Source organism: Embleya scabrispora (assembly GCF_002024165.1).
Classification (GTDB): Bacteria; Actinomycetota; Actinomycetes; order Streptomycetales; family Streptomycetaceae; genus Embleya; species Embleya scabrispora_A.
In genome coordinates this window covers 695,742-719,791 of record NZ_MWQN01000003.1, presented here as the reverse complement: position 1 = coordinate 719,791, position 24,050 = coordinate 695,742, and the positions used below count along the sequence as shown (strand labels likewise).

The 24,050-nt window shown below is 72.8% G+C and carries 26 protein-coding genes and 1 pseudogene; 11 read left to right on the top strand and 16 right to left on the bottom strand.

All coding sequences use genetic code 11. From position 1 onward, the window contains the following. Positions 1-4: 4 nt before the first annotated feature. Genes B4N89_RS38720 through B4N89_RS38700 form a run of 5 tightly spaced genes read right to left on the bottom strand, consistent with a single transcriptional unit; the run spans position 5 to position 5,465 of the window. Positions 5-1,024 carry an ABC transporter ATP-binding protein gene (locus B4N89_RS38720; protein WP_078981225.1) on the bottom strand — a complete coding sequence of 340 codons (1,020 nt, stop codon included), beginning with the start codon at positions 1,022-1,024 and terminating at the stop codon, positions 5-7. Next, entirely contained in the window at positions 1,021-2,112 is a 1,092-nt protein-coding gene (locus B4N89_RS38715) for an ABC transporter ATP-binding protein (RefSeq protein ID WP_078981224.1), read from the bottom strand. Before B4N89_RS38715 ends, B4N89_RS38720 begins: the two co-directional genes overlap by 4 nt. Beyond that, positions 2,109-2,993 (bottom strand): ABC transporter permease, encoded by an 885-nt coding sequence (locus tag B4N89_RS38710; RefSeq protein ID WP_078981223.1) that lies wholly within the window; start codon positions 2,991-2,993, stop codon positions 2,109-2,111. Before B4N89_RS38710 ends, B4N89_RS38715 begins: the two co-directional genes overlap by 4 nt. Then, positions 2,980-3,930, bottom strand: coding sequence for an ABC transporter permease (locus B4N89_RS38705; protein ID WP_143658237.1), 951 nt, complete (start codon positions 3,928-3,930; stop codon positions 2,980-2,982). The genes B4N89_RS38710 and B4N89_RS38705 overlap by 14 nt, the downstream gene beginning before the upstream one ends. Then, positions 3,927-5,465 carry an ABC transporter substrate-binding protein gene (locus tag B4N89_RS38700; RefSeq protein ID WP_078981221.1) on the bottom strand — a complete coding sequence of 513 codons (1,539 nt, stop codon included), beginning with the start codon at positions 5,463-5,465 and terminating at the stop codon, positions 3,927-3,929. The genes B4N89_RS38705 and B4N89_RS38700 overlap by 4 nt, the downstream gene beginning before the upstream one ends. A gap of 225 nt (positions 5,466-5,690) precedes the next feature. On the opposite strand from B4N89_RS38700, the gene B4N89_RS38695 reads away from it, so the two are divergent. After that, on the top strand, positions 5,691-6,305 hold the full coding sequence (locus tag B4N89_RS38695; protein ID WP_078981220.1) for a TetR family transcriptional regulator: 615 nt from the start codon (positions 5,691-5,693) through the stop codon (positions 6,303-6,305). Positions 6,306-6,649: 344 nt separating this feature from the next. On the opposite strand, the gene B4N89_RS38690 is transcribed toward B4N89_RS38695, so the two are convergent. Further along, on the bottom strand, positions 6,650-7,606 hold the full coding sequence (locus tag B4N89_RS38690; RefSeq protein WP_078981219.1) for an EamA family transporter: 957 nt from the start codon (positions 7,604-7,606) through the stop codon (positions 6,650-6,652). A gap of 39 nt (positions 7,607-7,645) precedes the next feature. Here B4N89_RS38690 and B4N89_RS38685 point away from each other — a divergent pair, with 39 nt between their 5' ends. Together B4N89_RS38685 and B4N89_RS38680 are read left to right on the top strand one after the other, a co-directional pair. Next, positions 7,646-8,203 carry a CGNR zinc finger domain-containing protein gene (locus B4N89_RS38685; protein WP_078981218.1) on the top strand — a complete coding sequence of 186 codons (558 nt, stop codon included), beginning with the start codon at positions 7,646-7,648 and terminating at the stop codon, positions 8,201-8,203. A gap of 133 nt (positions 8,204-8,336) precedes the next feature. Further along, positions 8,337-8,687, top strand: a complete 351-nt coding sequence (locus B4N89_RS38680) for a DUF1330 domain-containing protein (protein ID WP_078981217.1) — start codon at positions 8,337-8,339, stop codon at positions 8,685-8,687. On the opposite strand, the gene B4N89_RS38675 is transcribed toward B4N89_RS38680, so the two are convergent. The 4 genes and pseudogenes from B4N89_RS38675 to B4N89_RS53515 form a co-directional block, all read right to left on the bottom strand. Next, entirely contained in the window at positions 8,688-10,133 is a 1,446-nt protein-coding gene (locus B4N89_RS38675) for a purine-cytosine permease family protein (protein WP_078981216.1), read from the bottom strand. Positions 10,134-10,334: 201 nt separating this feature from the next. Further along, positions 10,335-11,399 carry a DNA alkylation repair protein gene (locus B4N89_RS38670; RefSeq protein ID WP_078981215.1) on the bottom strand — a complete coding sequence of 355 codons (1,065 nt, stop codon included), beginning with the start codon at positions 11,397-11,399 and terminating at the stop codon, positions 10,335-10,337. 50 nt (positions 11,400-11,449) lie between these two features. Further along, a complete protein-coding gene (locus B4N89_RS53520) occupies positions 11,450-11,812 on the bottom strand; it encodes an alkyl sulfatase C-terminal domain-containing protein (RefSeq protein ID WP_414646469.1) in 363 nt (120 codons plus the stop codon). Between the two features lie 47 nt (positions 11,813-11,859). Continuing rightward, a pseudogene (locus B4N89_RS53515) lies at positions 11,860-12,135 on the bottom strand (winged helix-turn-helix transcriptional regulator); the annotation flags it as partial. A gap of 124 nt (positions 12,136-12,259) precedes the next feature. Between B4N89_RS53515 and B4N89_RS38660 the strand changes: the two are divergent. Continuing rightward, complete coding sequence (locus B4N89_RS38660; RefSeq protein ID WP_078981214.1) at positions 12,260-13,141, top strand: alpha/beta fold hydrolase; 882 nt, start codon at positions 12,260-12,262, stop codon at positions 13,139-13,141. A gap of 90 nt (positions 13,142-13,231) precedes the next feature. Here B4N89_RS38660 and B4N89_RS38655 read toward each other — a convergent pair whose 3' ends face one another. Both B4N89_RS38655 and B4N89_RS38650 read right to left on the bottom strand, forming a co-directional pair. Further along, positions 13,232-13,705 (bottom strand): hypothetical protein, encoded by a 474-nt coding sequence (locus B4N89_RS38655; RefSeq protein WP_235619210.1) that lies wholly within the window; start codon positions 13,703-13,705, stop codon positions 13,232-13,234. A gap of 167 nt (positions 13,706-13,872) precedes the next feature. Further along, on the bottom strand, positions 13,873-14,466 hold the full coding sequence (locus tag B4N89_RS38650; protein ID WP_078981212.1) for a TetR/AcrR family transcriptional regulator: 594 nt from the start codon (positions 14,464-14,466) through the stop codon (positions 13,873-13,875). A 110-nt stretch (positions 14,467-14,576) separates the two neighbouring features. On the opposite strand from B4N89_RS38650, the gene B4N89_RS38645 reads away from it, so the two are divergent. Continuing rightward, positions 14,577-15,548, top strand: a complete 972-nt coding sequence (locus B4N89_RS38645; RefSeq protein ID WP_078981211.1) for an alpha/beta hydrolase — start codon at positions 14,577-14,579, stop codon at positions 15,546-15,548. On the opposite strand, the gene B4N89_RS38640 is transcribed toward B4N89_RS38645, so the two are convergent. From B4N89_RS38640 to B4N89_RS38630, 3 genes are all read right to left on the bottom strand, one after another. Further along, a complete protein-coding gene (locus tag B4N89_RS38640) occupies positions 15,538-16,008 on the bottom strand; it encodes a nuclear transport factor 2 family protein (protein WP_078981210.1) in 471 nt (156 codons plus the stop codon). The two genes, B4N89_RS38645 and B4N89_RS38640, sit on opposite strands and share 11 nt — an antisense overlap. Positions 16,009-16,125: 117 nt before the next feature. After that, positions 16,126-17,115, bottom strand: coding sequence for a hypothetical protein (locus B4N89_RS38635; RefSeq protein WP_078981209.1), 990 nt, complete (start codon positions 17,113-17,115; stop codon positions 16,126-16,128). 159 nt (positions 17,116-17,274) lie between these two features. Continuing rightward, positions 17,275-17,772 (bottom strand): carboxymuconolactone decarboxylase family protein, encoded by a 498-nt coding sequence (locus B4N89_RS38630; RefSeq protein WP_078981208.1) that lies wholly within the window; start codon positions 17,770-17,772, stop codon positions 17,275-17,277. Positions 17,773-17,886: 114 nt separating this feature from the next. Here B4N89_RS38630 and B4N89_RS38625 point away from each other — a divergent pair, with 114 nt between their 5' ends. Next, complete coding sequence (locus tag B4N89_RS38625; RefSeq protein WP_078981207.1) at positions 17,887-18,225, top strand: GNAT family N-acetyltransferase; 339 nt, start codon at positions 17,887-17,889, stop codon at positions 18,223-18,225. A 133-nt stretch (positions 18,226-18,358) separates the two neighbouring features. On the opposite strand, the gene B4N89_RS38620 is transcribed toward B4N89_RS38625, so the two are convergent. Then, on the bottom strand, positions 18,359-19,273 hold the full coding sequence (locus tag B4N89_RS38620) for a MerR family transcriptional regulator (RefSeq protein WP_078981206.1): 915 nt from the start codon (positions 19,271-19,273) through the stop codon (positions 18,359-18,361). Between the two features lie 93 nt (positions 19,274-19,366). On the opposite strand from B4N89_RS38620, the gene B4N89_RS38615 reads away from it, so the two are divergent. The 5 genes from B4N89_RS38615 to B4N89_RS38595 all read left to right on the top strand — a co-directional run bounded on the left by B4N89_RS38615 (position 19,367) and on the right by B4N89_RS38595 (position 24,044). Continuing rightward, positions 19,367-20,239, top strand: coding sequence for an alpha/beta fold hydrolase (locus B4N89_RS38615; protein WP_161500960.1), 873 nt, complete (start codon positions 19,367-19,369; stop codon positions 20,237-20,239). Continuing rightward, the gene (locus B4N89_RS38610) at positions 20,236-20,784 is read left to right on the top strand and encodes a YybH family protein (protein WP_078981204.1); all 549 of its coding nucleotides are present in this window, start codon (positions 20,236-20,238) and stop codon (positions 20,782-20,784) included. The genes B4N89_RS38615 and B4N89_RS38610 overlap by 4 nt, the downstream gene beginning before the upstream one ends. A gap of 4 nt (positions 20,785-20,788) precedes the next feature. Beyond that, complete coding sequence (locus B4N89_RS38605) at positions 20,789-21,787, top strand: LLM class flavin-dependent oxidoreductase (RefSeq protein ID WP_078981203.1); 999 nt, start codon at positions 20,789-20,791, stop codon at positions 21,785-21,787. A 74-nt stretch (positions 21,788-21,861) separates the two neighbouring features. After that, on the top strand, positions 21,862-22,770 hold the full coding sequence (locus tag B4N89_RS38600) for a DUF1028 domain-containing protein (protein ID WP_078981202.1): 909 nt from the start codon (positions 21,862-21,864) through the stop codon (positions 22,768-22,770). After that, positions 22,767-24,044, top strand: a complete 1,278-nt coding sequence (locus B4N89_RS38595) for a M20 family metallopeptidase (protein ID WP_078981201.1) — start codon at positions 22,767-22,769, stop codon at positions 24,042-24,044. Before B4N89_RS38600 ends, B4N89_RS38595 begins: the two co-directional genes overlap by 4 nt. Positions 24,045-24,050 lie beyond the last annotated feature (6 nt).

Below are 24,050 nucleotides of genomic sequence, written 5' to 3'. Positions count from 1 at the left end.
CGGATCAGTCCTCGTGCTGGATGGAGTGGTCGGGGCGGTGCCCGGTGGGGTCGTCGGTGGCCGGGGCGGCAAAGGGCGGCAGCGGGTGGTGGCAGGCGACGGCGCGCCGCTCGGCGACGACGCGCATCGCCGGTTCCCTCTCCGCGCACACCGCGCTCGCGTACGGGCAGCGGGTGCGGAACCGGCAGCCGGACGGCGGGTTCAGCGGGGACGGCGGATCGACCGCGAGCAGGTGCCCGTCGCCGAGCGCCCGCCCGGGTTCGGGCACGGCGGCGAGCAGCGCGGCGGTGTACGGATGCGCCGGTGCGGCCAACAGGTCCTCCGTCGGTCCCTGTTCGCATACCCGCCCGAGGTAGAGCACCGCGACATCGTCGCTCACGGCGCGCACCACGCCCAGATCGTGTGAGATGAACAACCCGGCCAGGCCGAGGGTTTCGGTGAGGCGCCGCAGCAGGTTGAGCACGGTGGCCTGGGCGGACACGTCGAGCGCGGAGACGGCCTCGTCGGCGATCAGCACGTGCGGCTCGGCCGCCAGCGCCCGGGCGATGGCCACCCGCTGCGCCTGGCCGCCGGACAGCTGCGCGGGGAGACGGTCGGCGAAGGTGTCGGGGGACAGGCCGACGGCGTCCAGGAGTTCGCGGACCCGGGCCTCGCGGTCGACGGTGCGGGCGGTGCCGGGGTGGGCGTCGAGGGCCTCGGCGACGATGTCGCGCACCCGGCGACGCGGGTTGAGCGAGGACAGCGGGTCCTGGAAGACCATCTGCACGCGGGGGCGAAACGCCCGCAGCGCGCGCGGGGTCAGCCCGGCCAGGTCGACGCCGTCGACGGTGACGGTGCCCCGGGTGGGCGCGGGCAGGTGCAGGATCGCCTTGGCGATGCTGCTCTTCCCGGAACCGGACTCGCCGACCAGGGCGAGGGTGCGGCTCCGATGCAGGGTCAGGCTGACGTCGCTGACGGCGTACAGCGGCCCCGAACGGGTGCGGTGCACCACGCTCAGGTCGCTCGCCTGGAGGACGGCGGTCACGAAGTGGCCTTTCGCGGGGCGGGGTTCGGGGCCGCGGACGCCCCCTGCGGGTCGGCGTCGGGGTGCGACAGCGGGTGGAAGCACGACGCGGTGTGGCCGGCCCCGGCGTGGTGTACGGGCGGCGTCGCCCGCGTGCACTGCTCGCTCGCGCGGTCGCAGCGCGGCGCGAACGGGCAGCCGGTGCGCGGGCGGGTCAGGTCGGGCGGGGCACCGGGGATGGTCGGCAGGGTGCGCCGCAGCGGGCCGGTGACGCGCGGGACGCTGCGCAGGAGGGCGGCGGTGTACGGGTGCGCCGGCCGGTCGGTGACGTCCTCGGTGCGGCCGGTCTCGACGATGTGCCCGGCGTACATCACGGCGATCCGGCGGGCGCGGCCGAACAGCAACCCGATGTCATGGGTGATCAGCAGGGTGGCCAGGCCGCGTTCGGCCCGGTGGCGGTCAAGGAGGTCCAGCACGGTGCGCTGGACGGTGACGTCGAGGGCGGTGGTGGGTTCGTCGGCGAGCAGCAGCGCGGGTTCGCCGGCGAGCGCGGCGGCGATGCCCACCCGCTGGCGCAGGCCGCCGGAGAGTTCGTGCGGGTAGGCGCGGGCCCGGCCTTCGGGGTCGGGCACGTCGACGGCGGCGAGCAGTTCGGCCGCGGTGCGGTACCGCTCGCGCCGGCGCAGTCGGCGGCGCGCGGTCAGCGCCTCGGTCACCTGGTCGGCGATCCGCACGACGGGGTTGAGCGAGGTCATCGGATCCTGGTGGACCATGGCGATCTCGGCGCCCGGGAGCCCGGCGCGGCGGCGCGCGTCCATGTCGAGGATGTCCTCGTCGTGCAGGCGCACACGGCCGGTGCGGGCGACGCGGGTGCCGCGTCCGGGCACGCCGAGGATGGTGCGGCTCAGCACGGACTTGCCCGATCCGCTCTCGCCGACCACGCCCAGGCATTCCCCCGCGTCGATGTGCAGGTGTACGTCGTGCAGCACGTGCAGCGGACGGCCGTGGGCGGGGTGGATGACGACGTCGAGCGCTTCGACGCGCAACACGGGGGTCGGGTGGTGCGACGCGGCGGCGCCCGGCCCGGCGGTGGGAGTCGTGACGGTCATCGGGGGGACTCCTTCGGAGAGCCGGAACGCAGGCTCTCGCCCAGGTGGTTCAGCGCCAATACGGTCAGGCACAACACGCCGGCGGGGATCAGCGAGATCCACGGCGCGCTGCCCAGGGTGATGCGTCCCTGCGCGATGATGCCGCCCCACGAGGGCGCCGGCGGACGCAGGCCGAAGCCGAGGAAGCTGAGCGCGCCCTCGGCGACGATGGCCGCGGTCGTCGCGGTGAACGCGAACGACAGCGCGGCGGGGGCGATGTTCGGCAGGATCTCGCGCCGCAGGATGCGTCCGGGGGCGGTGCCGATCATCCGGGCGGCCTGGACGAATCCGCGTTCCTTCAGGGACAGTGCGCCGGCGCGGGTGACGCGGGTGAACGACGGCACGGTGAACAGTCCGATCAGGCCGCCGATCACCGGCAGGCTCGGGCCGCGCAGGGTGACCACGATCATCACGAGGATCAGCGCGGGTACCGACATCAACAGGTCGGTGGCGAAGCCGATGACGCGGTCGGCCCACCCGCCGAACCAGCCGGACGCGATACCCAGCGCCCCGCCGACGACCAGACCGACGGAGACGGTCAGCGCGGCGACGCCGAAGGACGCGCGGGCCCCGGCGGCGGTACGGACCAGGACGTCGCGGCCGGTGTCGTCGGTGCCGAACCAGTGGCCCGGCCCGGGCGGCGCGGAGGGGTGGGTGAAGTCGGCGCGCAGCGGGTCGCAGCCCGGCAACATCGGCACCACGATCGCCGCGAGCACCACGACGGCGAGCCAACTCGCGGCGAGCACCGCCCCCGGGGAGGCGAGGCGGATGCCGCGCGGCCCGATGCGGTACCGCGTGCGGGAGGCCGGGGCGACGCGGGTGGTCGGGTCAGCGGTGGTCATGGGCGATCCTGGGGTCGATCCGGCGGTAGAGCAGGTCGACCGCGAGGGTGGCGGCCACGACGCCGACGGCGGTGACCACGACGATCGCCTGAATGACGGGGAAGTCGCGGCCGTTGATGGCGGTCGCCGCCAGGCCGCCCATGCCGGGGACCGCGAACAGGGTCTCCACCAGCACCGATCCGCCCAGCGCCATGCCGAAGCCGATGCCGATCAGGGTGACCAGGGGCAGTGCGGACGGGCGCAGCGCGCGGCGCAGCAGCAGGCGTGTTGCGCCCAGGCCCCGACCGCGGGCGGCGTCGATGTAGGTCTGGTCGAGGGTGTCCATGAGTTGGGCGCGCAGGGTGCGGGTGAACACGGCGGCCTCGGTCAGACCCATGGTCAGCGCGGGCAGCACCAGGTGGCGCAGGTTGTCGGCGGGATCGTCGGTGAACGGGGTCCAGCCGGTGGCGGGCAGGATCCGCCACTGCACGGCGGCGACGTAGATCAGCAGCAGGCCGAGCACGAAGGCGGGGATGGCGAGCCAGACGAATGCCAGCGCCGTGGCGAGCCGGTCGAACCACCCGCCGGGGCGCCAGGCGGACCACAGCGCGACCGGCAGGGCGATGGCGAGCGCGACGAGTTGGGAGGCGGCGAACAGTTCGAGGGTGACCGGCACCCGGTCGCCCAGTTCGGTGGTCACCGGCACCCCGTTGGCGAGCGAGTTGCCCAGATCGCCGTGCAGGGCGTCGGCGATCCAGTGCCAGGCGGCGGCCAGGGCGTTGTCGTCCAGGCCGATCTCGGCGTCGAAGGCGGCGATCTGCTCGGGGGTCGCGTTGGGGCCCAGGGTGGCGAGCGCGGGTGAGCCGCGCATCAGGTGCGGCAGCGCCGCGGCGGCGGTGGTGACCAGGACGACCACCGCCGCCGCGCGCAGCAGTCGGAGCACGATGTGCCGGGTCATCGGGCGACCCACAGCGCGGCCGGGGAGACGTTGACGACGCTGCGGCCGGACAGGTCGGGCAGTCCGCCCACCGCGGCGGCGGCGATGAAGCCGACCCGGTTCTCGGTGAGGAACAACGCGGGTGCCTGCTGGACGAGGACTCGCCCGGCATCGGCGTAGGCGGCGCCGCGGCGGGCGGGGTCGAGTGCGCCGCGCCCGGTGGCCAGCGCGGTATCCAGGGCCGGGTCGGCGAAACCGGGGAAGTTGGTGGGCGAGCCGGTGCCGAAGAACGTGCTCAGCCCCGTGCTCGGGTCGCCGAGCGCGCTGGTGGTGAAGTCCGCGACCTGGAATTGGCGTTGGTACAGGTTGCTCAGATAGGTGGGGATGTCGAGCGGCTTGATGGTCATGTGGATGCCGACGTCGCCGAGCATCTGCTGCAGGACGGTGGCTCGCTGCTGCGCCTCGGGTTGGGTGGGGATCAGGTAGTCGAATCTCACCGGGGTGCCGACCTCGGCCAGCAGTTGGCGCGCCTTGGCCGGATCGGGGGCCGGATAGGGCGTGGCGGACCGGTAGGGCGCGGTGGAGACCAGCGGCCCCTCGGCGGGTTTCCCTTGGTCGAGGGTGACGACCTTGGCGAGGGTGGCGCGATCGATCGTGTACTGCATCGCCCGGCGTACCCGGGGGTCGTCGAACGGGGCGACCTTGGTGTTGAAGAGCGTCGTGGTGGTGGCGCCCAGGGCGGTGGCGGTACGCAGTCCGTCGGTATTGCTCTGCCGTAGATGGGTGGGCGTCTCGGCCCAGATCAGGTCGACGTCGCCGGAACGCACGCTCTGGTAGCGGCTGTCGGCGTCCGGCAGGACCCGGTAGACGACCTTGTCGACGTGCGGTTTGTCGCCCCAGTAGCCGGGGTTGCGGGCGACGGTGACCGAGACGCCGGGCTGGGACTGCTCGACGGTGAACGGGCCGGAGCCGACCGGGGCCGAGGAGTCGGTGGGCGCCGAGGCGATGTAGCCGAGGGCGCGGGTGAAGAGGTTGGGCAGTGCCGCGTCCGGCTTCTTCAGGTCGATCCGCACCGACGTGGGGCTCGACGCGGTCATGCCGGCGATCGTGGCGGCGTCGGCCGCGCACGGGCACTTGCTCTCCGGCTTGGCCAGGCGCTGTACGTGGTCGATCACGGCCTGGGCGTCCAGGGGGCGTCCGTTGCCGAACTTCACCCCGTCGCGCAGCTCGAGCGTCCAACTGCTCGCGTCCGCGTTCGGGGTGAAGGACTTGGCCAGGTAGGGCCGTACCTGTCCGTCCTTGTCGTTGACCATCAACGGGTCGAACAGGGAGTTGGCCAGCAGGAGCATGGGCTGCGAGGTGAGCGCGGAGTCGGCGGGGTCGAGCCTGCCGAACGCGCGGTCCAGGCCCACGCGCAGCGTGCCGCCGTCGACGGCGGCACCCGCGGGGGCGGGCTGCTTGTTCGCCACCGCGTCGTCGGAGGCCGAACAGCCGGCCGCCCCGAGCGCCGCGGCCGTCGCCAGTGCGACGGCCACCAGCCGTTTGCGATTGTTCATCTGCCTCGCTCCATCCGGAATTACAAGCCCACAGGGGTGGACCTGCACTAACCTAGGAAAGTGGCACAACTGCCAGGTGACAGTAGTGCAAACTTTCAAGGTGGGGAAGATTGCAATCCGGGATCCCGAACTCCCCGGAACCCTCCGGATGCCACCCCGACTACACGCCGTCGCAAGACCCGAACACCGGGCGTACGCGACGACCCGGCTGGGAGGACGAGCGGCATGACCGAGCAGGCGGACGAGGCGGCACCCCGACCGGGGCTGCGCGAACGCAAGAAGGCGCAGACGCGCGACGCCATCCGGACCGCGGCGCTCGACCTGTTCGAGGAGCAGGGCTTCGAGGCGACCACGGTCGACCGCATCTGCGCCCGGGCGAACGTCGCGCACCGCACGTTCTTCCGCTACTACGAGTGCAAGGAGGCCCTGCTCTTCGGCTGGGGCTTCGGCCGCCTCCTCGTCGAGGAGTTCGCGGCGGCGCCCGCCGAACTGGACCCGTGGGCGGCCCTGACGCACGCCTTCGACCGCTACGGCGGCGGGGTGCCCGAGGAGGCGGCCGGGACGACCGCGCGACGCCGCGAACTGCGCCGACGCTGCGCCCACATCCGCTCGGTGCACGAGTTCGCGATCCTGCGGATCGACGCGCTCGCCCGGGACGCGGTCGGTATCGCGGCCGCGCGCATGGGCGTCGACCCCGACCGGGACCTGCGCCCCGCCGCGATCGGCGCGCTCCTCGCCGGCCTGGCCCGGCGTGTGGTGGTCGACGGCGTGACCGACGGACCGCAGGCGTGGGTGACGGCGCTGCGCGAGGTGGTGGGCACGCGCGGCGACGGACCGTGAGCGTGGGGGCGCGTGCGGCCCCGCCCGCGAGGCAGCATCGCCCGGGTGGGCCGGGGTCGGCGCGAAGTGCCTTGCCTTCCCGGGGAGTTCCGCGACTCCGGGCCGGGAGGCAGCCGCGACCCGGCTCGCCCACCGCGCGCCGCCGGCCCAGGATTCGGTCGGTACCTCGGCGCGTGCGGCGATGCCCGGGCGGTGGCGGCCCGGCTGTTCGGCACTGGACCCTGGGTCAGACGTGGCCGACCCCCGGCCGTTGGTCGGCGTGCGAAATCGCCGCCGCGAGCGGCTCGATCTCGTTGTCGGCGGCGGTGAGGGGCCGGTTCGGCGGGTGTGCGCGGAGTGGGGCGTCAGCGGTTGTCGAGTCCGGCCAGGACGACGCCGCCGATGATCAGCAGGCCGCCGACCGTCTGGGAGGCGTTCGGTGCCTCGTCGATCAGCAGCCAGGCGAATCCGACACTGGCGACCACCTCCAGGAGGGCGACGAACGAGGCCGTGCGGGAGCCGAGTCGGCGGCTCGCCGCGGTGCCCGTGGTGTAGGCCAGGGCGGCGGTGACCAGGCCGAGCAGGAGCACCGGCACCCACCAGGGCGTGCTGCCGGCGCGGTAGTCGGCCGGGTCGAGGCCGGCGTGCATCGGCAGCAGGCCGAGCGCCGCGAGCACGGCGAGGGTGATCGTGCCGACCACCAGACCGGCCCCGGTCAGCGCCACCGGCGGCAGGCCGGTGTCGGTGTCCGCCGCGATCAGGAAGTAGGCGGTCAGGCCCACCATCGCCGCGAGTGCCCAGGCCACGCCCGACCAGGCCAGATCGGCGCCGGAGAACAGGTCGACGGCGAGGACCAGTCCCGCGGCCGCCAGCCCGATGCCGGCCAGGGTGAACGGTCGCGGGCGCCGACCTCGGCGCGCCCAGAGCCATACCACGACCGCCGCCGGAGCGGTGTACTCGATGAGCAGCGCGGGTGCGACGTCCATCGTGGTGACGGCGGAGAAGAAGCAGAACTGTGCGCCGGCCAGGCCGAGTACGCCGTACACCAGCACGGTGCGGGCCTGCGTGCGCAGTCGATGCCACCGCCCGCGCAGGGCGACGACCGCGAACGGCGCCACGACGAGTGCGGCCAGGCCGATCCGGGCCAGCACGATCGCCCCCGGACTCCAGCCGGACGACAGCAGCCCCCGCGCCAACGATCCCGACATGCCGAAGGAGGTCGCCGAGACCAGGGCGAGGAGGAGACCGCCGCCCCATCCGGCACGGGTGGAGGGGCCGGAGAATGTGCGCACACGCGGTATGTCATGGGCTACATCGGTCATGGATCATGACGGTAGAGGCGCGGCCGGTAAGCTGTCAAAATGATTTTTGGTCATGACACGGAATCCTCGCTGCAGGCCGTCGTGGCGCTGATCAACAGCGCGGAGGGGCCGGACACCCTCACCACGGTGCAGGACGTGGACGCGTGGTACGCCGAGCATCGCTACACCGGCCGCCGGGACGGCGACGCCGCCGAGCTCGCGAGCCTGCGTGCGCTGCGCCCGGTGCTGCGCGATCTGCTGACCGCCGACCGCGACCGCGCCGCGGGCCTGGCGAACACGATGCTCGCCGACGCAGGCGCGCTTCCGCAGCTCGTGCGGCACGACGACCAGGACTGGCACCTGCACGCGGTGACCGGTGACGCGCCGCTGGCGAGCCGCGTGGTCGTGGAGACCGCGATGGCGATGACCGACGTGGTCCGCATGGACGAGATGTCCCGGCTGTTCCCGTGTGCGGACGAGGGGTGCGGCGGCATCGTCCTGGACCTCACCCGCAACCGCTCGCGCCGCTATTGCAGCACCGCATGCGGCAACCGCAACGCGGTGGCCGCCTACCGCGCCCGCCGCAGTGCGCGCGGAGGGCACGATCGCGACCGATAGCGCGATCCGGTACTACCCGGCCACCACCCGAGCCGCACGCGGAGATTACCTATGCGCGACCGATTCCCCCTCGTCGTCGACTGCCTAGGTTGGTGTTCGCCAGGGAAATCCGACGACACGGGAGCGAACGAACATGACCGCCTACGCCATCGCCAAGCTGCGGGACGCCGCCCCGCACCCCGAGATCGCCGAATACATCGAGCGCCTGCCCGGCACCTTCGCGCCGTACGGCGGCCGCTTCCTCGTGCACGTCACGCCGCACGAGGTGAAGGAGGGCACCTGGCCCGGGAGCGTGGTGATGATCGGCTTCCCCGGCATCACCGAGGCTCGGACCTGGTGGGACTCGCCCGAGTACCAGGAGATCGCCCCCCTGCGCTCGCGGCACATCGAGGGCGACATCATCCTGGTCGAGGGTGTCCCCGAGGACTACGACCCGGCCGTCACCGCCGAAAAGATGCGGGCGGCGATGGCCGCGGGCGAGTAGCTACACGAGGAGCGTCGCGGCGTCGTCGCCGCGATCCGCGGCCGGGTGGATGGTCTCGGCGGGCGGGTTGTTGGTCTTGCGGGCCCACGCGTAGTAGATCACCGCGGTGAACGCGAGGCCGACGATCCAGGAGATGTCCGCGCCGCCGAGGCGTTCGGTCAGCGGCCCGGTGTACAACTTCTGGGCCAGGAACGGGATCTGCGCGACGACGCCGACCACGTAGCAGGTCAACGCCGGGACGTTCCAGCGCCCGTAGCGGCCGTTCGGGTCGTACAGGGCGGGGATGTCGACACGTTCGCGCGAGATCAGGTAGTAGTCCGTCAGGTTGATGGCGCTCCACGGGGTGAAGACCATCAGCAGCAGCAGGACGAAGTTCTTGAAGTTGCCGAGGAAGTCCGCACTGGCCACGATCGCGATCACCACCGATGTCGCGGTGAAGGCGACGATGTACGCCGCGCGCACGACGGGCGAGATCCGGGACCGGCCGTCGAACGCGGTCACCGTGGTCAGGATCGACATGAAGCCGCCATAGGCGTTGAGACAGTTGACCGTCAGTTTGCCCACCAGGATGACCAGGTAGATCAGGAACGCGACGAACGCCGGTCCGGCCAGATCGCCGACGAAGCCCACCTGGTCCGGCAGGAAGGCGTCACCCGCCACGGCGGCGATCAGCGCGCCCAGCGTCATCGACCACTGCGAACCGATGACGCTGCCGGCGAACGTCGACCAGAACGTGGCACGTTCGCTGGTGTCGCGCGGCAGGTACCGGGAGTAGTCGGCCACGTAGGGGCCGAAGGTCAACTGCCAGCCGGCGCCCAGGGAGACCGCGAGCAGGAAGGTCGCGAGGTCGAACGACTTGTCGCCGACGTGCGCACCGACGTCGTACTTGGCGAACAGGGCGATCACCAGGTAGCCCAGCCCCACGATGCCGGCGACCGTCGCGATCCGACCCGCGAGGTGGATGAGTCGGTATCCGGTCACCGCGACCACGGCGGTCAACGCGCCGAAGATCAGGATGCCGACCTTGGTGTTGTCGATGTGCAGGATTTCGCAGACCGCCTGCCCGGCCAGCACGCTGCCGGTCGCGGCGAAGCCGAGGTACATCAGGATCACCATCACCAGCGGCAACACCGCGCCGAAGACGCCGAACTGTGCGCGGCTGGAGATCATCTGCGGCACACCCAGCCGGGGCCCCTGGGCCGAGTGCAACGCCATGACGATGCCGCCGAGGATGTTGCCGATCAGCAGGGCCGGGATCGCCCACAACGCGTCGGCGCCGAAGACCACCGCGAGGGCGCCGTCGACGATCGCGGTGATCTGCATGTTCGCCCCGAACCACAGGGTGAACTGACTCCGCGGCGTGCCGTGCCGCTCCGCGTCGGGGATCACCTCGATGGTGCGGTGCTCCACCGCGAGACGGGACTCGGACGGTTGCTCGAGGGTCATGGGTGTCTCCCCGTGGATCTGCGTACCTGCGTGCGGTGTGGTGCGCAGAATCTTGCATGCATTTAAACCAACGTCAACGGCCTGAATGAATTGATTCATCCAGGCAGTGCGCGCACCCGAAATGCAAGGCGGCCGGGGTCGCCGACCTGCGATTCGATCATGACCGGACCGAGCGCGCGGCCCCGAAGACGCGGTCGGGTGTCAGGGGAGCAGGGTGAACGGGGCGGTGGCTTGGGGTTTGCCGTTGACGATGATGTGCAGGGTGCGGGGGCCCGGAGGCTCGGCGCGGGTGGTTACCGGGCGGAACGAGTGGGACCTGGCGAGAGTGAAGGTGTCGCCGGCGGCCTCGGCCACGCGCTCGGCCAGGTGGAAGACGCGGTGGGAACCGTCGCGGGCGATGGCGTACTTGAGGACGAGCGGCCCGGGGGCGTCGGCGCGGACGGTGAGGGTGAACGGGATACGGTCGCCGGTCGTGACGGTGTCCGCGACGACGAGCGATGCCACCGTGCCGCTGCCGTGTGTCGCGCCGATCAGGCCGAGCGCTTCGGGATGGCCGGCCCGCAGCAGGCCCCGGGCGGCGTGCCGGACGACGCGGTCGGTGTGTACGCCGCCCTCGGCGTGCCAGCGGCCGAGGATGGCCAGTGCCGTGTCGGGGTGGTCCTTGGCGATGTCGTTGACGTGGTTGGCGACCGAGCGCCGGACGTATTCGCTCGGGTCGTCGCGCAGCCGCTCCAGGATGGGCAGCGTCGGACCGGGGGACATCAGCCAGTGCACGCGCGTGCCCCACGGCAGCCGGGGCCGGGTGCCCTCGGACGCGAGCCGGCGCAGGTGCTCGTCGGCGGACTCGGCCCAGCCGCGCATGACCTTCAGCGCGGTGTCCTCGTGGCGGTCGAGGTAGGGCCGCACCGCGAACTCGGCCGTGGCGAAGGGGGTGATCACGGCGAGTGTGGCCATGGCCTCGTCGAGGTGGTCGACGCCGTGCACCGCGACGTAGTCGGTGGCGGGCCAGCCGCTCCACATGTCCAGGACGGTGTGCCCGGTCGCCGCGCGCAGGACCTCGGCGGCCGCCGGGAAGGGCAGGTCGAGGGCCGTGTGCAGCGCCCGGGCGACGTGGCCGACGCGGGCCTTGAGCTCCAGCTCGCCCAGCCCGGTCAGCGCCGCGGCGACGAAGCGCTCGCGCGGGAAGCCCTCGCGGGCGGTGGCGACGGCGTCGGCCAGGGTGGCGACGGAGGTCGCATTGATCATGTCCTTGAGCGGTTGGGCCATGCGCGCCAGACTCCCAGAGGGGGCCGACACCGGGGCGCGCCGGGGAGGACTCAGCGCGCCGGCAGTGCCTCGATCAGGCGTTCGAGGGCCGCCATGTCGCCCGTGACGGTCAGGTCGGCGTCGGCGAGGGCGGATGCCAGCGGAACCTTTCCGGTCAGGACCGACTGAAGCGCCGCGGCCTCGGCGACGACGTGTACGTCCGGCGCGGGCGCGGTCGGGTCCTCGCCGCGGGCGACCGTGACGAGTTCGCCGTCGACGACCGCGACGCGGTAGGTCTCGCGACCCAGGTCGATCCGGTACGCCGCCGTCCACGGGGCCCGGGGTCGGGCCACGAAGTACGCCCGCAGGCCGAGCAGCACCGTGTCGCTGCCGATGTCCCCCGGAGCGGCACCACCGGCGAGCGCATGCCCCACACCCGCAGCGCCGCGAAGACCGGCTCCAACTCGGAGCCCCACTCGGTCAGTTCGTACACCTTGGCGGAGGCCGGCGGCGGCAGCACACGCCGCCGCAGCACGCCCACGGCCTCCAGATCGCGCAGCCGCTGGGCCAGCACGCTCGGGCCGAGCCCCGGCAGGGCCGCCTGGATGTCGGCGTACCGCCGCGGCCCGAGCCGCAGTTCGCGCACCACGAGCAGGGCCCAGCGCTCGCCGATCAGGTCGAGCGCGTGCGCGATCGGGCACGCCTGGCCGTAGGTGCGTCGACCGTCGTGCGTGTCGCCGGGAGTCGCTGTCGGCATCCCCGCCTCCTTCGGAAGTGTTCCCGCGAGAGCATCTCGCTACGAATATCGTAGCGCAAGCTTCGAAATTCGTAGTACGGTTCTCGCATCGCCCCACCCACTCCATCTCCATCGGAGGCATTCCATGTGCGCCGCCCACCCCACCTCGTCCGAGCGCGTCGTCCACGCCGACGGCGCCGACCTCGCCGCGCAGGCATTCGGCGACCCCGCGGCGCCCGCGATCCTGCTCATCGGTGGCGCCGAGGCGTCCCGGGACTGGTGGGACGACGACTTCGTCGCCCGACTCGCCGAATCCGGCCGGTACGTCATCCGCTACGACACTCGCGACACCGGGCAGTCGACCACCTTCCCGCTCGGCGCGCCGACGTACACGCAGGAAGACCTGTCGTCCGACGCCCTGGCCGTGCTGGACGCGTACGAACTGTCCGCCGCGCACATCGTCGGCATCTCCATGGGCGGCGGACTCGCCCAGCGCCTGGTCCTCCGGGCCCCCGAACGGGTCCTGACGCTCACCCTGCTCTCCACCAGCCCGGGCGGCCCCGGCGACAACGACGGCCCGGAGCTGCCGCCGATGAGCGAGTCCCTGCACAAGGTGTTCGCCGAACCCGCGCCCGACCCCGACTGGGCCGACCGCGACGCCGTCATCGCGTACTTCCTGGCCGCCGAACACGCCTTCGCCGGGACCATCCCCGTCGACGAGGAGCGCCTGCGGCTGACCGCGGGCCGCGCGTTCGACCGCAGCCCGGTTCCCGCCGCCGCGGCCAACCACTGGGCCATCGAGGGTGGCGGGCCGATCCGCGCCCGCCTCGGCGAGATCACCGCGCCCACCCTCGTCCTGCACGGCACCGCCGATCCGCTCTTCCCGTACGGCCACGCCGAGGCCCTCGCCCGCGAGATCCCCGGCAGCACGCTGATCCCGGTGCCGGGCATGGGCCACCAGATGCCGCCCGAGTCGACGTGGGACATCATCGTCGCGGCGATCGTCCGACAGACCGCGACCTCCTGAACGGCGGCGCCCCGGCGGGCCCCGGTCCCGGTTCCCGTCGGCGTCGGCGCCCCGGCGTCCCACCTCTGCCGAGGCGCCGGTCGGCCGCGGCTAGGCGGTCAACTGCACCGGGAGTTGGCCGGCTCCGTCGAAGGTGGGGAAGACGGACACGTGTCCGTGGTGCACGTCCGGGGTGCCGAGGCTGGTCAACTGCCAGGCCGCGTCGACGACGCCCGGGCCGCACGGCAGGAATCCGGCGCCGGACGGCATCGAGGTCGGCATGATCTGGAGCGAGGAGAAGCCGACCTGCACGGTGCTGCCGACGGTGCAGGTGTAGGTGCCGCCGATGGTCAGCGTGCCGTTGATCGGCGGGAACGAACTCGGCCGGGCCTCGGCCCAGAGCACCACGAGCGACTTGGTGTTCTGTACGGCGGCGTGGTGCGTGGCGTGCGGCGCGGCGACGGCCGTGGGCGCGGCCAGGCCCACGGCCGCGACGGCACACGCGGCGGCGGCGCAGAGCCGACGGTCGAGCCTTGCGTCCCGAGGCTTCGACGTACGAGGCCTCGATAACGAGGATGCGGACATGGCGGACTCCTTCACAGGTGCCGGACGTTCGTTCCGACACCGCGTGGTCGGGACGACATCGGGGCAACCGGTGCCCCGCGCCCAGGAGACCACGCCTTCGGGCGCCGGAGCCAGACCGTCCCGAAGGGGATCGCCCCGTTCCGGTCGGCTCGTTCGGACCGGGTCGTTCAGTTCGGGTCGGTGGACGGGGCGGCGGACGGGTCGGTGGCGAAGTGGGGCACGATCATCTCGATCAGTGCGGTGACGTCGGCCTCGACCATGGGTTCGCCGGTCATGCCCATGCGGTGGAGCAGGGTTCCGACGACGACGTCGATGAAGAACAGGACCCGGTTCTCCGGCTCGCCGAGTGCGTGCTGAAAGGCGATGCGGTACGGGTCCTGGAGCCGCGTGGACAGGATCTCGCGCAGCGCCGGGTCGCTGACCGCGTCGCTGAACACGCCGGCGAACGCGTCGCCCACCCCGGGCTCGCCGATCTTCGCCGCGATCCAGCGGATGGCGGAGGTCATCGACTCGGCGCGATCGGCGCCCTCCAGCGGCGCCGGACCGAACGCGTCCAGCAGGCAGTCCACGATCAGCGCGCCCTTCGACGGCCAGCGCCGATAGACGGTCGACTTCGCGACGCCCGCCGCGACGGCGATGCGCTCGACGGTGGCGCGCGCGTAACCGAGTTCTCGGACGGTGCTCAGCGTGGCGGCGAAGACCACGTCGTTGACGCCCGCGCGCGGACGCCCCGGCGGCCTGGCGGCAGCAGTCGATGTCATGGCCACACGATACCCCTTTGCGCTACCGTAGGTATCGATACTTGAGGTAGCGATACCTCGGGTATCGAAACCTGGGCATGTCGAGACCACCCGTAGCGCAAGGAGAATCAATGAGCGAGATCACCGCCATCGAGCGGCCGGCGGAGCCGAACTGGTCGGAGTTGACGGCCGAGGAACTGGTCGCCTATCGCGAGGCGGAGAACCGCTTCCGGGCGTCCGACGCCGCGCGGGCGATCACCGGAGAGCCGGAGCCCGGCGTCACGATCGAGTGGCGGACCCTGGCGCTGCCCGGCCGCGATCTGCCGGTGCGGGTATACCGGCCGGCTCCGCCCGGACCCGGGGGGCGGCTCGGGCAGGACGCCGGCGCCGGGCTGCCGCTCGTGCTCCACGTGCACGGCGGCGGCTTCGTGGGCACGGCGGTACAGAGCGACTGGGTCAACAGCGGGCTCGCCGGCCGGCTGCCCGCGATCGTCGTCTCGGTCGAGCACCGCCTCGTGGACGCGGACAACCCGCTGGCGGCGGCCGTCGACGACGGCTGGGACGTGTACCGCCACGTCCTGCACAACGCCGCGCAGTGGGGCATCGACCCGGCGCGCACCGCCGTGCTGGGCGAGAGTTGCGGCGGGTTGATCTGCGCCCTGGTCGCGATCCGGGCCGCCGAGGCCGGGCTGCCGCTCCGGGCGCAGGTGCTGGTCAACCCCGCCGTCGACGTCACGGACACGATGTTCGAGCACGACTCGATGCGGGAGTACGCGCAGACCCCGACCCTCTCCCTGCCGGTGCTGCGCCTGTTCCGGCGGCTCGGGGTGCCGGCGGGCACGGACCCGCGCCCGCTGTCGCCGCTGCACGCGGACACCGAGGGCGGCGTGGCCCCGGCGCTCGTGGTGGTGCCGACCCGGGACCCGCTGGCCGATCACGGACGTCGCTACGCGGAACGACTGATCACGACCGGGACGCTCGCGCGGCTGAGCGAATACCCGGAAGCGGGGCACGCGTTCCTCAGCCTGCCGGGCCTGGTGCCACAGGCCGAGACCGCGCGGGCGGAGATCCTCGGCTTCCTGGGCGCCTCGCTCAGCGCGTGAGGTTCCCCGCCCGGCCGTCGCCGTCGGCGTCGAACGCGGCGGCCACGGCCAGGCTGTCCTCGTAGACGTGATGACGGGTGACCAGGCCGTCCTCGACGGTCAGGTGCAGGGCGAAGCGGGCCGTGTACGCGCGCCCGGTGCCGCGCGCCGTCTGCCGGATCTCGCCGAGTACCACGGCGTGCGCACCGTCGACCAGGACCCGCTCGACCGTGGTGTCCACACGGTCGGGCACGTGGTGCTCGGCGATCAGCCGGAAGTGCTCGGCGGCCTCGGCGCCCGTCGTGCGGTGCCGGATCCACGGCGTGGCCGCCCGCCCGTGCTCGGCGAGCGGCCAGTCCAGCTTCCAGTCGACGGATTCGGCGTACAGGTCGGCGATGGCCGCCGCGTCGCCGGCCCCGATCCGGCGCAGGAGTTCGCCCACCACATCGCGGGTGGGATCCGAGCTCGTGTCCGCGTTCATCCGCGTCGCCCTTTCGTTCGCGTGCGACCGGCCGCTCCGGTCGCCCCCGCGCGACGAACGTACGCACCTCCCGGGCCGGGCGAATCCGTCACGCATAGGTAACCGCCGCCGGACGCGCTACGGGAGCGACGCGGCGAGCACCCCGTGCAGGCGCTCGTAGGTCGGGGCCAACCGGCGGAACCCGGCCGCCAGTGCCCGGTCGTCGCCGAGCACCAGGGGGTATTGCAGGCCGCCGAGGATCCGGGCCTGGTCGGTCGCGATCGAGGCGGCCTCGGTCCGGCCGATCCCGGCGAGGCAGGTCGCGGCGTCGACGAGTCGGCGAACTCCGACGCGGATCGCGAACACTTCGAGCAGGACCCGCACCTCCGCCGCGAGCCCGCCGTCCACCTGGGCGGCGAGGCGCTCCAGCGCGGCGCCGCCGGCGAGGGATCCCGCCGGCATCGGCAGATCCTCGCGCCCACCCGCCCAGTCGGCGGCCGCCGCCAGCGAGCGGCCCAACGCCTCGGCGGGGGCGACCTGTTCGCGTCGCACGAAGTCGGTCCGCATGACGAACGGTTCGTCGGTGTAGGTGATCTTCTCCGCTTCCCACGAGGCCGCGAACCGGTCGGTGGGGAGGGTGGCGTAGGGATGGCCGTGCGGATCGTGCAACAGCACGGTGTCGTCGGGAACTTCGAGGACCACCACGTAGTGGTCGGCGACCCCGAGGTCACCGCCGACGTCGTCCCCGACACCCGGGGCGGCGACCCCCGTACCCTGGATGGACGCCCCCCGGGTCTCGGGTTGATAGTGCAGCAGGCCCATGTCCACCGGGCCGACCAGGACGGGTCCGCGAGCGCAGGCCGCCCGCAGTCGGACGAGGGCCTCCGCCGGCGGGCCGCCTGCGGTGCGCGTGCAGGACCAGCCGAGGAGGGTAATCGCGGCGTCGAGGCCCCGGTCCGGATCCCATGCGTACGGATCGAACAACGGCACGACGCCGCCGATGAGTTGGCAGCCGAAGGGCGAGCCGGTCAGGGTCTCGATGACGGCGAGCGACGGGGCCTCGGCGCCGAGCACCATCGCGAGACAGGACGAGTAGCAGTAGGGGCCGGAGCCCACGTAGGCGAACATGCGGACAGTCGACCGCCTGACACGGTGAGAGGGTCAACCCGGCGTCGGACGCACCGTCCGGGTGACCCGCGCGGCGCCGCCCGGGTGGATCGACCGGCCCGAGGTGCCGGCCCATTTCCCGGGCCGGCTCGGCTCGAACTCGCGCCCGTGCTCCGCGGGTCAGACCGAACGGGTCGTGGCGGGCGGGCGTACGGGATGCTTGCTCAACACGGACACGCGGTTGAACGCGTTCATCGTGATCGCCACCCAGATCACCGCCGAGATCTCGGCATCGGACAACACCGCCCGCGCCGCCTCGTACGCCGTCTGCTGCGCGTTCGCGTCGGCGGGATGCGTGGTGGCCTCGGCCAGTGCGAGCGCCGCCCGCTCCCGGGCGTCGAACAGCATGGTGTCGCGCCAGGCGGGCAGCACGGCGACCCGCTGCGGCGTCTCGCCCGCACGCAGCGCGGTGCGGGTGTGCAGGTCGAGGCAGAACGCGCAGGTATTGAGCTGGGACACCCGGATGTTCAGCAATTCGACGAGCGGTCGTTCCAGACCGGCCTCGGCGGCGACCTCGTGCACGGCCTCGGCGGTCGCGAGCAACGCCTTGTACGCGGCGGGGCTCTGCTTGTCGATGTAGACACGTCGGTCCTGGGCCGGCACTACCGCTTCGGTCATCTGCACTCCTTGATCGCGCGATCCCTCGTCGCACGTCCTATCATCAACATCGTGATTGTTGAAAGTGGAACTTTCGCAATCCGGCTCAACCCGCCCCACCACGAAGGATTCGCGATGACGGAGCAGGCCGTCGTACCCACCGTTCACAACGTCGCCGACCGGCACCGCTACGAGATTCGCGTCGACGACGCGTTCGCCGGTCTCACCGCGTACCACGATCGGGGCGAGCAGCGTGTTTTCTACCACACCGAGATCGACGACGCGTTCGCCGGCCGAGGTCTGGCCTCCGTGCTGGTACGGGAGGCGCTGAACGACGTGCGCGCCGCCGGCATGCGGGTGGTCCCGGTCTGCCCCTACGTCAAGCAATTCCTGGGCAGGTACGAGGAGTTCGCCGACCTCGTCGACCCGGTGACGCCCGAGATCCTGCGGTGGCTCCAGGAGACCCGGGGCTGACCCGGCCGATCCCCGCGTCGGCCGCCACCGGGCCGGCGCGGGTCGGATCCGGGCGCCGACCGCGCGACCGTGTGCATACGCCACGTCGGCACGGCAGGCCCGGGTGGGCGTCCGTCCGGTGCGCCGGACCCGGTCAGGCGCGGTCCGGCGTGGGGTCCTCGTCCGGCGGGGTGAAGCCGGACGCCGCCTTGATGATGCGTCGGGTCATCGGGTCGGACCACGCCTTGGGGGAGAGGACTTCGATCCAGATCGCCCGGGCGGTCTTGCGGCCCACGTTCTCCCAGGAGATCAGGGTGCGGGACGGGAGGGCGACCGAGTCGCCCTCGGCGATGTCTATCGGTTCGGCGACTCGCTCGTGGTCGCCGAGTCCGCCGCCGACCCGGACGCGCAGCGATCCGGACATCAGGAACGCGAAGGATTCGCCCGGCCGCGAGTAGGGTCCGCCGCTGGATCCGTGCGGCGGAATGGTCAGCAGAGCCGGTTCGAGGTCATGGCCGGGCAGCAGCAGTTCCTCCCACCGCACGCCCCCCTCCAGGACGACGCTCGCCCGCTCGTCGGCGCGGACCACGCTGGCGTCGGTGCGGGTGAAGGACGCGAGGCCGCTCATCGGGACGCCGAGCGCGTCGGTGATCCGGGCGATCAACTGGGTCGAGGCGCGTTCCACACTGCGCTCGATCGAGGACAGGTGGGACACGGACGCGCCGGTCAGCGCGGCGAGTTCCTTCAGGGACAGGCCGCTCGCCAGCCGGGCGCGGCGCAGTCGACCGCCGTCGGCCGGTGCGTCGGCGGCAGGTGCGTCGGCGGCCGGGGGAGCGGCGTCGGCGGAGTCCGGTTCGCCGAGTGAGGTGCGAATCGCGGCGGGATTCCAGCCGTGTCTGCGGCGCAGGTCGGCGATCCGGCGGGCCCGGCCGACGTGCTCGGGGCCGTAGCGGCGTTGCCCGCCCGGCGTCCGGTCCGGTACGAGCAGGTCCTGCTTCTCCCACGCGCGCAGGGTCTGGGGACTGACCCCGACCTCGGCCGCGACATCGCCGATCGTTCGCCAACTCATGCCCCGGAGTCTAGGGCGGGTCGCGATCCCTGCTCTCGACAAACTTACATCGTTACTGTAACTATGGCGCCCCGAGCGAAGAGGGGAGCCCCGATGTCATCCCTGGAACGAATCGTCTTCGGCACGACGGCGGGCACGACGACGAACACCGACGCAGCCGCGCACTCGACGTCCGCACTGCTCAGGCAGGGCGGGCGGCCCGGTTCCCCGACGGTGCTGCTCGTCCACCCGGCCAACCTTCGGGCGCGGTGCTGGCGCGCCGTGCTCGCGGCGCTGCCGGCCGACTGGCGGTGTGTGGCCATCGACCTGTCCGGGCACGGCGCGTCGCCCCGCCGCGCGGCGTACGGCGTGGACCGGTGGGTGTCCGAGTGTGTGGCCCTGCTGGACGCGCTGGACGTGGCGCGGGTGCATGTGGTCGGCGCGTCCGTCGGCGCCGCCGTGGCGGTCGAGCTGGCGGCGGCGCGCCCGGACCGGGTCGCGAGCGTGACCACGGTGGGCGGTGCCTTCCGTGCCGCCGAACCGGGCGATACGCGGGAGTTCCTGGCGGCCATCGCCGCGAGGGGCGTACGGCAGGCCGTGTTGGACGTGCTCGTGGACGAACCGGGCCTGGAAGACGCCCTGTTCGCCGCCGTCGCGGCCGACGTCAGCGTCAACCCCGACGACACGGCGGCGGCGATCTGGACGGCCGCCGCCGAGGCAGCCGGGTTGGCCGCGGCACCTCGTCTGCGCTGTCCGACCCTCGCCGTCGTCGGGGACGGCGACCGGGGGTGCCCCGTCGCGGACTCCCGCGCCTTCGCGGACCTGACCGCCGGCCGGCTCGCGGTCCTGGTCGGACACGGACACCTGCCCATGTACACCGCGCCCGCCCGGGTCGCGGCGTACATCGCCTCCCTCGTCGACGGCACCCGGTCGCACCGACCCCGCCGCGACCGAGACCCGATCACCCGAAAGGAAAGCCGAGCATGACCGACACCCCGTTCGCGGAACGCACCGCGCCCGAGGCGGACATCGCCGAGATCCTGCGTCTGCACCGGCAGTGGTGGAAGTCCAACATCGGCTGGGACATCGACCGCATGGTCGAGGTGTTCCCGTCGCCCGGCGACGAGTACCTGATGTTCAACTTCAACGGGCACCCGTACTTCGACATGACCGAGAAGGTCGCGTTGTGGAAGTGGTACCGCGAACTCATCGCGCAGACCGGCGGCTTGCAGACCCGGATCATGCGCCTCGAAGTTCGCGGCGACACCGCCTGGCTCGCCTGCGAGTTCACCATCGACGCGGAGATGCTGGACGGCGGCGAGTGGACGGTCGACTCGGTCGACGCGACGCTCGGCCGGGCCACCGAGATCTACCACCGCGACAGCGGCACCGGCGCGCCCGAATGGCGCATGTGGCACACCCACATCACCGCCCTGCCCGACCCGGACGAGAAGCGGCCCGGGTTCGACGACTCCACCAACAGTCGCGGCCTGGGGTGGACACCCTGGAACCCGCTCCCGAAGGGCGTCTGAGCGGATGACCATCACCGGACGCGCCCCGCGGATCGCCCTCGTGCTGGGCAGTTCGCAACGACCGGCCGACATCGTCACGGCGGCCCGTGCCGCCGAGCGCGGCGGCTTCGACGAACTGTGGGTCGGGGAGGACTACTTCTACACCGGCGCGATCGCCGCCGCCGGTGCCGTTCTGGCCGCGACCGAACTCCCCGTCGGGATCGGTATCGTGCCCACGACCACACGCCATCCCGCGTTGCTGGCCATGGAGTTGGCCACGCTCGCCGGCCTGTACCCGGGCCGGCTCAGCGCCGGGGTCGGCGCCGGTGTGCCGGACTGGCTCGATCGGATGGCGATCCGGTGCACGACGCCGCCGGCCTCGGTCCGCGACGTCATCGCCGGCCTGCGCACCCTCCTCGCCGGGGAGACGCTGACCGTCGAGGCGTCGTCGTATCGGGCCCGCGAGGTACGACTGGCGCATCCGCCGGCGGTGGCGCCGCCCCTCCTGGCCGGCGTCGGCGGCCCCAAGGCGCTTGCCATGTCCGGCGGTTCGGCCGACGGGACCGTGCTCTCCGTGCTCGCCGGCACGCGCTACGTGCGGTGGGCGGCCGAGCGGGTGGCCGCCGGCGGCGCCGGGGTCGGGCACGACCTGGTGGCGTACGCGCTGTGCTCGGTCGACCCGGACGCCGCCGTCGCCCGCGAACGGGTGCGCGAGTTGTTCGGGCTGTACCTCCTCGCCGGGCCGCGCAACCCGATGACCGAGGCGCACGGGATCGCCGACGAGGCCGAGGCACTGGCCGCACTGGACTTCGCCGACGCGGTCCGGGCCATCCCCGACGCCTGGATCGAGGAACTGGCGGTCGTCGGCACCCCTGCCGACTGCGCGAAGCGGATCACGCTCCTCGCCGAGGCCGGAGCGGACTGCGTCGCGCTGTGCCTCGACCCCGACCGGGACGCCGAGGCACAGGTCGGCCTGCTCGCGCGCGAACTGCTTCCGCTGCTTCCGGGACGCGCCGACGGCTGAGACGCCGGGCGGCCGCACCCGGCGCCCCGGGTCGGCCGCCCCACCACGGCACACGACAGCGATCGGAGATTCCGATGACCTATTCGATGGTGAGCTTCAATCCCGACGACGGCTCCCTGGGGTTCGCCGCGCAGTCGCACTTCTTCGCCGTGGGCTCCGTCGTGGGCGACGCCGAGGCCGGCGTCGGCGTGGTGGTCAGCCAGGCGTTCGCCAACACCGACTGGCCGCACGAGGGCCTGGCGCTGCTGCGGGCCGGCGCGACGCCCGACGACGTACTCGACACGCTCACCTCGGCGGATCCGCAGGCCGAGTATCGCCAGGCGATCGTGATGGACGCCGGCGGCCGCTACGCCTGCTTCGGCGGCACCGGCTGCGCGCCGCACACCGGCATCGCGCGCGGCGAGGGCATGGCGGCGGTGGGCAACATGCTCGCCTCGGACACGGTGTGCGCGGCCATGCTCGCCACCCACCGCGCCTCGACCTCGACCCACGCCGACCGGCTCGTCGCGGCGCTGCTCGCGGGCGAACGGGCCGGGGGAGACGCGCGGGGATCACAGTCGGCGGTGCTCAAGGTGGTCGGCCCGGTCCGGGACGAGCGGCCCTGGCGGCACGTGCTCGCGGACATCCGGGTCGACGACCACGCCGACCCGGTGGCGGAGTTGCGCCGGATGCTGCCCATCCACGAGGGCTTCCGGGCGATCGGGGCGGCCCTGTTCGCCCCGCCCCTGGTCATCGGCGACGCCTCGGGGATCGTCGCGGACCGGGCCCGGGAGACGATCGCCGCGCTCGCGTCCGCCGCAATCGGTCTCGGCGCCAACCGCGAGGCGGACCTGTGGCGGGCGGTGGTGCTGCTGCGCAGCGGCCGGGTCGACGCCGGCCGCGCGCTGATCGGTGAACTGACCGCCGAACGCCCGCAGTTGGCCGAGTTTGCCGATGGCCTGGCGCAGGTCGGGATCCTGCCGCGGAGCGAGGCGGCCCGATGACGACGACTTCCTCGCCACACATCCCCGAGTCCGCCGTCGAAGCGTTCGTCCGGGTGGATCGGGTCACCCGCACCGCGGCCGCATTGGTGCGCATCGACACCCGCAACCCGCCCGGCCGAGAGGCCGCGGCCGTACCGGCGCTGCTCGACCTCATGAGGGCGATCGGCTGCGACACCGAGGTGTTCACGTCGAGCGGCGGCCGGCCGTCCGTGCTGGCCCGATACGGCACCGGCGCACCCGGGCGGGCGACGCTGCTGATCAACGGCCACGTGGACGTGGTGCCCGTGGTCGAGGCGGACTGGACCACGCCGCCGTTCGACGCGGTCGTCAGTGGCGGCCGGCTGATCGGACGCGGTGCGGCGGACATGAAGGGTGGGATCGCCGCCGCCGTCGAGGGCCTGCGGGCCTGCCTCGACGCCGGGCTCGCACCGGACGCCGACATCGTCTTCCACCTCGTCGCCGACGAGGAGACCGGCGGCGCCCACGGTACGGCGGAACTCGTCGACGCCGGCCTGGTCCGGGCCGACGCGTGCATCGTCCCCGAGCCGACCGGGCTGCGTGTCGCGGTGGCCGAACGCGGCTCGTGGCAGGCCGGGATCGAGGTCTTCGGTACGGCGGGACACGGCGGCGAACCGGCGCTCGGCCGCTCCGCGGTGGCCGACGCGGCACGGATCACCACCGCCCTGCACCTGGCCCGCTTCCACGACCGGCCACACCCGCTGCTCGGCAGCCCGACGTGCAACGTGGCGATGGTGCGCGGCGGCGTCGCGGCCAACGTGATCGCCCCCGCCTGCACGCTGACCATCGACCGGCGCACGCTGCCCGGGGAGAGCGCCGACGACGTGTACGCCTCGATCGTGCGCACCATCGACGCGAGCTGCCCCGACGTCGACTACCGCGTACTGCCGAAGTTCTTCTGCGAGGCCTCCGAGCTGCCCCTGCCGCACCCCTTCGCGGACTTCGTCGACGCGTGCCGACCGCGCCCGCGACCACACACCCGACCCCGCTCCCGCGTCGCGCCGGGCGAGGGCTTCATCGGCCTCTCGCTCGGCTCCGACGCCCGCTTCCTGCGCAATCGCCTCGGCATCCCCACCGTCGTCTACGGCCCCGGCTCGATCGAGCAGGCCCACGGCGCCGACGAATGGGTCGGGATCGGCGATCTCACCCTCGCCGCGCGCACCTTCGCCCGCGCCATCGCGGGATTCGCCGACTTCGTGGCACAGGCCGACACCGGCCGCGTCTCCCCGAGCAGACAAACCGGCAGACAACTGTAGATTCTG